10 protein-coding genes and 1 pseudogene are annotated in these 7,232 nt (G+C 49.7%); 3 read left to right on the top strand and 8 right to left on the bottom strand.

What is annotated here, in order from left to right; translation table 11 throughout:
* The 3 genes from IQ219_RS14215 to IQ219_RS14205 form a co-directional block, all read right to left on the bottom strand.
* A partial coding sequence (locus IQ219_RS14215; RefSeq protein ID WP_194073041.1) for an ABC-2 family transporter protein occupies positions 1-537 on the bottom strand: 537 nt, incomplete at its 3' end.
* Positions 538-596: 59 nt separating this feature from the next.
* Complete coding sequence (locus tag IQ219_RS14210) at positions 597-773, bottom strand: hypothetical protein (RefSeq protein WP_190599524.1); 177 nt, start codon at positions 771-773, stop codon at positions 597-599.
* A 124-nt stretch (positions 774-897) separates the two neighbouring features.
* Complete coding sequence (locus tag IQ219_RS14205; RefSeq protein WP_190599523.1) at positions 898-2,289, bottom strand: DUF2330 domain-containing protein; 1,392 nt, start codon at positions 2,287-2,289, stop codon at positions 898-900.
* 210 nt (positions 2,290-2,499) lie between these two features.
* Between IQ219_RS14205 and IQ219_RS14200 the strand changes: the two genes are divergently transcribed.
* Positions 2,500-2,967, top strand: coding sequence for a hypothetical protein (locus tag IQ219_RS14200; protein WP_190599522.1), 468 nt, complete (start codon positions 2,500-2,502; stop codon positions 2,965-2,967).
* 43 nt (positions 2,968-3,010) lie between these two features.
* Here IQ219_RS14200 and IQ219_RS20410 read toward each other — a convergent pair whose 3' ends face one another.
* Positions 3,011-3,136: a hypothetical protein gene (locus IQ219_RS20410; RefSeq protein ID WP_255512826.1), complete on the bottom strand. Its 126-nt coding sequence runs from the start codon at positions 3,134-3,136 to the stop codon at positions 3,011-3,013.
* Here IQ219_RS20410 and IQ219_RS14195 point away from each other — a divergent pair.
* Entirely contained in the window at positions 3,135-4,676 is a 1,542-nt protein-coding gene (locus IQ219_RS14195; protein ID WP_194073040.1) for a sodium:solute symporter, read from the top strand. The genes IQ219_RS20410 and IQ219_RS14195 overlap by 2 nt on opposite strands.
* A gap of 161 nt (positions 4,677-4,837) precedes the next feature.
* Positions 4,838-5,512, top strand: coding sequence for a hypothetical protein (locus IQ219_RS14190; RefSeq protein WP_194073039.1), 675 nt, complete (start codon positions 4,838-4,840; stop codon positions 5,510-5,512).
* 74 nt (positions 5,513-5,586) lie between these two features.
* Here the strand turns inward: IQ219_RS14190 and IQ219_RS14185 are convergent, their stop codons facing one another.
* The 4 genes and pseudogenes from IQ219_RS14185 to IQ219_RS14170 all read right to left on the bottom strand — a co-directional run.
* The gene (locus IQ219_RS14185; protein ID WP_194073038.1) at positions 5,587-5,835 is read right to left on the bottom strand and encodes a DUF3493 domain-containing protein; all 249 of its coding nucleotides are present in this window, start codon (positions 5,833-5,835) and stop codon (positions 5,587-5,589) included.
* Between the two features lie 26 nt (positions 5,836-5,861).
* Positions 5,862-6,371: a glutathione peroxidase gene (locus IQ219_RS14180; protein WP_190599518.1), complete on the bottom strand. Its 510-nt coding sequence runs from the start codon at positions 6,369-6,371 to the stop codon at positions 5,862-5,864.
* A 153-nt stretch (positions 6,372-6,524) separates the two neighbouring features.
* The gene (locus tag IQ219_RS14175) at positions 6,525-6,833 is read right to left on the bottom strand and encodes a TMEM165/GDT1 family protein (protein ID WP_194073037.1); all 309 of its coding nucleotides are present in this window, start codon (positions 6,831-6,833) and stop codon (positions 6,525-6,527) included.
* Positions 6,834-7,013: 180 nt separating this feature from the next.
* A pseudogene (locus IQ219_RS14170) lies at positions 7,014-7,232 on the bottom strand (DUF1049 domain-containing protein); the annotation flags it as partial.

Here is a 7,232-nt window from a genome sequence, read left to right as displayed (position 1 = left end):
AAGGTCCTGGAGGGCGCTGGCCCGTTCCGTCCAAAAGGCACAGAGCGCAAAAGTGTACTGGATTAAAAAGTAGAGGGTAAAGGAACAGGCGATGCCAATTACCCCTTGGAGAAAATACCAAGGATTGGGCAACCAAAAAGCTTCGGGATAGAGGGAGAAAAAAAGAATCGCCAAAATGCCCAAGATGGGTAAACGGGTCATTTTTTCCGCCCAGTGCCGGGCGATATGGTGCCATACCGGATCTAACGGTTGCAGTAAGCGAAATGACAAAACCCCTTCAATTACTTCCTTTTCAAATTCCCAAATTACCCAGATAGTGGTCATCTGGCGCACCACGAAGACAGCAAAAAAGTACCTGGCCACCTGGATAGCATCAAGGGTAAAGTCCCCACTCTCCGCCGCCTGCACCCACACCCCCATCAAAATTAGTGGCAGGGAACCGGACAAAATCCAGAAGAAAATTTCGGCACGGTACTCCACCATTTGGGCAAAGTACACAGTCAACAGCACCCGCAATTTGTGGGGAAAACGACCCATGGCATCGGTTAATTGGAACAGTAACCCCCATCAGTATTTCTGGAGGGAGTAAGTTCACTTTAACTTGCTTTTTCCTCAGCGGGAAAGGGCAACACCGGCAGGCGATCGCCCCGGAACACTTCTTCAGACAGTTTACCCAGGGCTTCACTGCGGCGACCAAAACAACGGGCCAAACCGAGGGCGGATAGAATTGGCAGAGTTGCGGCACTTAAAACTAAGTTGGTTAAAGGATCCATGGCGATCGACTAGGTGGGAAATTTACGTTTTTTTCTTGGTAAGCTCAACCAATTGGTTCAGCTCATCCACCATTATGGGCAATGGAGAATTTTTCAGTCAAAATCCAGGCCCACAGTGTGTGAATTAACGGGGCCAGAGTTTACGCCACCAGGGAATAGCATCTTGGGGCCCTTCTAAGTAATCAATTTTGTCCTCAATTTGCGTCAGGGGCCACCCGGTTAAATTAGCGAGGGTTTTAGCCTCTTCCCGTTGGCGTTTTTGCACTGTTTGACGGTATTCCTTCGCGGCGGTGCAACTCATTTCCCCTCGGTAGGGGCGACGCAACACATAACGACCCTGGAATAAATCCTGATTAGCGGTGTTTTGGAAGCGCAAATCCTCGGGAAATTTATTAGGCGTATAGCGCAAGTGTAAACGGGTGATAAACACATTGCTCGTGCGGGGCACAGGCATACCCCGGAAAGTCGAATTGGAGTCGGCATCGGGCTGGTCCAACCAAAACACCCCGGCTTCTTTCAGTTCTTGGGGAGAAAGGGGATCGGCGGAACAGGGGTCACAACTGCCCATATCCCAGGAATATTCCAAAAAAGCCACATTTTTGCTGGAGCGTTTGTAGGCGGTGTCGAACATGGCGCCATAGAACTGTCCAAATTCCCCCTGAACGAATTCCGGTAAATCCAGATTGGAGGGGATTTTTTCAGTGCGGTAGTTGGTTATTTCCACTGCGCCCCGGGGCGATAACAGATAAACAATCAATTCCTGGGGGCCGTCCGCATTCACCATGCCCAAACGGATTGGCAACATAAACCGGGGGGATTCGTAGGCCATCATCAACGGTCGCAGGGCTTGAAATCCTTGGCGATCAAATTCTTTCAAGTTAACTTTGGCCACAAAAAACTTTAACCCCTGCTTGATGTAGGCTCCGAGCACGTCGGTGGCCCCCGCAGGGATGCGGTAATTATTTTGACTTAACCAAGTTTCTAAGCCATTGGATTCCTTGGCACTGAGGATGAGAATGTCATATTCCCCCACGGAAAATTGATTTTCAATGGTCACCCCCAGGGCTTCATTGCTGACTTTTTCTTGGGCTCCCCGACTCATGCTGGGGGCAGCGGGCATAGCATCCATAAATTGACGGTCACCGTAACTGTCACAGGGATTACTATCAAAATATTCCACTAAACGGGGGGCACTAAAATTGTCCAAACGCTCAATAATTTTCCTTTCCCCCACGTTCACTTGGTCTTCTTGCAAAACCACCGGCACCGGTATTACGAGGGCAAAGTCTTTCGCTTCTCCTTGGTAATCGTTGGCCATGGTGAGCACTGTCCGATCGCCGTCTTTGGCAATAATTACTTGGGAGGCATGGTTATAAAGACTGGTGTCGGCCTGGGCTACATAAAAGCCACAAAAAGCTAAGGCTGGCTGCACAAAAAGCAATAGGCCCAGCAAACAAACTACTAAGATTACCCCTGGACGAAGATAGGCAAAAATTTTCCGGATGGCTTTGTCCATGGTTGTGGGTCCCGCTAGGTTGAAAACTGTCGAGATGATCGCTGGCAATCTGCAATATAGTCCGCATTATCGGCGATCGCCATCAGCAAATTGATGAAAGTTTGTTAATTTTTGGATCATCATACTGTCGGGGGAAGATTAGCTTCGTGAATGACTGTTAAGTTAGAAGTAATGATTTAATCATTCACCTTACTCCTCCCACTAAAAATTATGTTACTTTTCCTACTTCCAGGCAGCGGCGATCGCCTGGCCAAATTTTCCACCGCCCTACTAAGCTTTGCCCTTGTGGGACTAGGAAATTTAATCGCTCCGATTGCCGTTGCAGCCCAGAATATTCCCCTGCGCCAAGGTGTGCATTTTTACGGCGAGTCTGCCCAACCGGGGGTGGTGGGCCAGGAATATTTCATCTTTCAAGTACGGGGTGATCAACTGAGGGGAGCTTTTTTTGCCTACTATTCCGAGTTTGCTTGCACCCATGGCACCGTTTCCGCCCAGGCGTTGAATTTAGTGGTGGAAGACTCCTATGGCGAGCAGCCCCCCAACCGTTTTGCCCTGGCCCTTGTGCCCCGATCGCCGGTGGCCCGCAGTGGCAACAATATTGATTTGACCTTGCAAGGCTTAGAAGAAATCAGCACCGTCGGCACAACGGAACAGGACATTTTAGCTGCCTGTTTGTAAAGGTAGTCAAAATCAGTTAAAAAAAATCAGTTTAAACTTTCTCCTACGGCATCACACCAAACTTGTTTTCCCTTCTTTGCCCAGGGGTGGGATCAATCCGGCGGTGTCCTACGTCACAAAACCGGTAGGGTGGAATATGGCCATATTGCCAAGGAGTTTGATTTTTCATGGGCATGATTGACTGGGCCATTGTGTTGGTCTATTCGGTGATTGTTATTGTCATTGGGGCGATCGCCAGTCGCAAACAAGATAACACTGATGAATATTTCCGGGGGGCGAAACAAATTCCCTGGTGGGCCCTGGGTTTTTCCATCATTGCCACATCTTTTTCCGCCGCTTCCCTACTGGGGGGCCCAGGGGAGGGTTACGGCCACGGCTTCTTGTATTTGCAATTGCAGTTGGGGGATCTAATTGGCTATGGCCTAGTCATTGCCGTCTTTTTGCCATTTTTTGTCCGGCTCAATCTCACCACCGCCTACGAATACCTGGAAAAACGCTTTGATGCCAAAACCCGTTCCCTCGGTTCCCTTTGTTTTCTGCTGTTTGTCATTGCCCGCCTAGGGGGACTTTTATACGCCGCCGCCCTGGTGTTATCGGTGCTCACTGGCATTAGTACCAACACTGCCATTTTGATGGTGGGGGTGGTCTCGATTATTTACACCGTGGCCGGGGGCATCACTGCGGTGGTCTGGACCGACGTGTTGCAATTTGGCATGATTTTTGTTGGCTTGGGGGCAGGAATTTGGGCCGCGGTTACCGCTGTGCCAGGGGGCTTTGGGGAACTGTGGCGCATCGCCGGAGAAAACGGCAAATTGGTGGTGTTTAACTTCGATTGGGACCCAGGCTCCATTCGTTCTCTGCCCACCGCCCTTTTGGCCTACGGCATTTTAGCTTTTGCAGTAGCGGGCACTAACCAACAATCGGTGCAACGTTATGTTTCCTGTGCTGATGAAAAATCGGCCCGGAAAGCGATTCTCCTGGGCTGGTTTTCTGGTTTTGTGGGGGTGGCGGCCACCCTTTTGCTGGGGGTTTTACTGTTTAGCTTCTACCAGTTACAGGGAAATTTACCCGCAAATGTTAAGCCCGATGAAATCCTCTCCTATTTCATTCTCAACCAGGTCCCCCCTGGGGCATCAGGGTTTTTGGTGGCGGCTATTTTTGCAGCGGCCATGTCCTCCATTGATTCGGCACTACATTCCCTGGCAACCTGTATGACGGTGGATTTTTACGACCGTTACATCAACGTCCGAGCCAGTGAAATTCTTTCCGTGCGAGTGGCCCAGGGATTAATTATCGTTTGGGGAATAGTGGCAATTTTTTCCGCCATTTATGCCGCTTCCACTGGGCAAGATTTACTGGAATTTTTAGTGTCCTACACCACCATGTTTTTGGGACCGCTGTTGGGTATTTTCCTGATGGGAGTCCTGTTTCCCCGCATCAATGCCCTAGGAGCTTTTTACGGCACCGTGGCGGCGGTGTTGCTCGTCATCGTGGCTTCCAATGTGGGCTGGCTTACCTTTCCTGGCATTTGGCGATCGGCGGTTACTGCTCCCCTAGCGGTTCTGCTGGGTTTAGGCATTTCCCTATTCGCCAGTGCCCCAACCTCCAAACATTTACTCGGTTTGACTATTTGGCATCCGGCAGCAGCTACTCCAGGGCCCAATGCCGTGGCCAGGCCGGGGGCTCATGACCAGGATTTGGAGGATTGAACTAAATGGGCAAATATGGGTCAGATCAAATCTAACCCATATTTGCCGACGGTTGGGACTATGGGTTTTTAAAATCCTCTGACGGTTGATTTGGAGCAAAACTAGATCAAAGCTCCCCATCGTTTACAGATCAAACTGTTTAATTGTTTAGACTCTTTGCTATGAAATACACATTACTTTTAGCCACGGCGATCGCCACTGTTGTCGGCGGCCTAACTCTAGGTCAATGCCAAGCCACGGCCCAGGGAAGGGAACCATTGATGGTGGCCCAATCCCCCAACCAAAATTTGCGGAGTTTTTTTGAAACTGGCCGTCCCCAATCCCAAGACACTCTGCGATTTCAAAGTCCCCCCAGCAGTGTGCCCCCCATCCGTACCAATGCTAATAATTGGCAGTTGATTGTTTTTAGCCAGGGCAATGTTTCCTTTTGGATGCCCCCTGGAATCTTGGCCCAGGATAGCGTGGTCATTGGCACTGCAGAAGGGGATTTAAATTTTCAAACCTTGACCAGCACCGACAACGATCACCGTTATGTGGCGGCCTATGCCACCGGGTTAACTGAGCAACAAATCAATGATCCCATGGCCTTATTTACGGCCATGCAAGCCAGGGTAGCTCCGGCGGAAACCTTTTCTCTGATGAATGAGCGCCCGGTGACGTTGGGAGATTATCAAGGCTCGGAATTCACGTTTGAAAGTGATACGGAAAGGGTGATTTTTCGTACCTATTTAGTGGGGGATAAAATCTATGCCATGGGAGTCATACAGCCATTGAATAGTACCAGGGATAATGCGGCTCGCACTTTTCTCAATGCGTTGCAGTTCATTGATAGCTGATGTCCTGGTCACACCAGGACGGACTTCAACCTGGCGATCGCCAAAATTTCTAGGGGAGAAGACAAAAGCCTGTCCTAATCTCCCCGATTTTTACCTGATTCCCAGCGAAATAGCCCAGCCATCAGGGCCACTACCCCCAATTGCAGGGCCAAATTAGGCAAAATTTCCCTGGGGTCGTAGCCGGCCAGGAGTCGGAGACTAAAAATAAACACGCCAATCATGCCTGAAGCCCCCAAGCCGAGGTAAATAAATTTACGTAAACCTCGATAGGGAGCCTCGGCCTCAGCCTTTAAGCGTTCAAATTGGTTTTTGTTATTCGGCAAAATTTTGAGGGAATTGGGTCAGAAAATTACAACAACTTTTCGATGTCCGCCGCAATCTCATCGGGCTTGGTGATGGAGCCGTAGCGTTTGACCACTTTACCCTGGCGATCGACCAAAAATTTGGTGAAATTCCATTTAATGTCCTCCGCATTGCCCAAAAAAGGAATGGCCATACCGGGGCTAGCTTCAGTTAAAAACTTAAACAAGGGATGGGCATTGGAGCCATTGACTTCCACCTTTTCAAACACAGGAAAGGTTACCCCATAACGGGTCTCGCAAAAGTTTTTAATTTCCCCTGAGCCACCGGGTTCCTGCTGGCCAAACTGATTACAGGGAAAACCAAGTACAGTAAAACCCCGATCGCCAAATTGGTTCTGTAGGGTCTGGAGACCTTCATATTGGGGGGTGAAGCCGCATTGACTGGCAGTGTTGACAATTAACAGCACCTTACCTTCAAAGTCCCTCATCGCTACGGAGGAGCCATCCAAGGCATTGGCAGAAAAACCGTAGATTGTGTTGTTGGCTTGGGCAGTCATAGAATTAGTGAAGTAAAAACAGTAAAAAAAGACTTGTCTAACTCAACAAATCAATCAACAATTTATGTAGTCTAACAAAAACTCAGAGTGGAGCAGATTACGCTCAGGAGAGAGGGAATGGCATTCAACTGCATGGTGTTTGGGGTGGCGAGACTAGGCACTGACCACATCCCCCATCAGTAGCCCGGCAATGAGCAACAATAGCAGAGCCACACAAAAATCAAGAATTTGTGGATCTAGGCGGCGGGCGATCCAATACCCTAGGGAAACCCCTAACAAACTGGTGGAAATGAGGGCTAAGGCCGAACCGGCAAACACTACCCAGGGAGATTGGGATTCGGCGCTAATCAATAATGTACTTAGTTGGGTTTTATCCCCCATTTCCGCCAGAAAGATGGTTAAAAAGGTGGAGAAGAATACCGGGCGAAAATAATTAGGAGAGGTGGGTAGATCTTGGCTCACGGCAGTTCGACTAGATGGAAGTCAAGCGGTAATGGTGGGGACGCAGCGATGCATTGACCCTGGCCCTTCTGACAGCCTAGCGGATCGGGGGACAGGAAATGTTTTCCTCTTTTTCCAGGGCCAATTCCAACTCTGCGACTAAGACTATGGGTGCCACAGTTGCGGGGATAGCCAAATCCCTTAAATCCAATCTTCCTCTTCATCAGCAGCGTTACTTTCTCCCGTTCCGGGGGGATTTGGCGCAGAATTGATGATCCGATAGGGGGCATCATACACACCCCTTGGACCAGGGGACTGGGTATCCGATTGCTCGTTTTTATCAGCTTTCGGTCGGGCAGGGCGATATTGCTGAGAGTAGATGGTGCCTTCTCGCTTAGTATTTTGGGGCGTTTGGGGGGC

Origin of the sequence: Synechocystis sp. LEGE 06083 (assembly GCF_015207725.1) — a bacterium.
Taxonomy (GTDB): Bacteria; Cyanobacteriota; Cyanobacteriia; order Cyanobacteriales; family Microcystaceae; genus Synechocystis; species Synechocystis salina.
This window is presented reverse-complemented; position numbering and strand designations above follow the sequence as displayed.

Excerpts from the sequence above, each read along its gene's own strand:
- IQ219_RS14195 (WP_194073040.1), top strand. The coding sequence starts at position 3,135 with ATGGGCATGATTGACTGGGCCATTGTGTTGGTCTATTCGGTGATTGTT.
- IQ219_RS14190 (WP_194073039.1), top strand. The coding sequence starts at position 4,838 with ATGAAATACACATTACTTTTAGCCACGGCGATCGCCACTGTTGTCGGC.
- IQ219_RS14180 (WP_190599518.1), bottom strand. The coding sequence starts at position 6,371 with ATGACTGCCCAAGCCAACAACACAATCTACGGTTTTTCTGCCAATGCC.
- IQ219_RS14210 (WP_190599524.1), bottom strand. The coding sequence starts at position 773 with ATGGATCCTTTAACCAACTTAGTTTTAAGTGCCGCAACTCTGCCAATT.
- IQ219_RS20410 (WP_255512826.1), bottom strand. The coding sequence starts at position 3,136 with ATGAAAAATCAAACTCCTTGGCAATATGGCCATATTCCACCCTACCGG.
- IQ219_RS14200 (WP_190599522.1), top strand. The coding sequence starts at position 2,500 with ATGTTACTTTTCCTACTTCCAGGCAGCGGCGATCGCCTGGCCAAATTT.
- IQ219_RS14205 (WP_190599523.1), bottom strand. The coding sequence starts at position 2,289 with ATGGACAAAGCCATCCGGAAAATTTTTGCCTATCTTCGTCCAGGGGTA.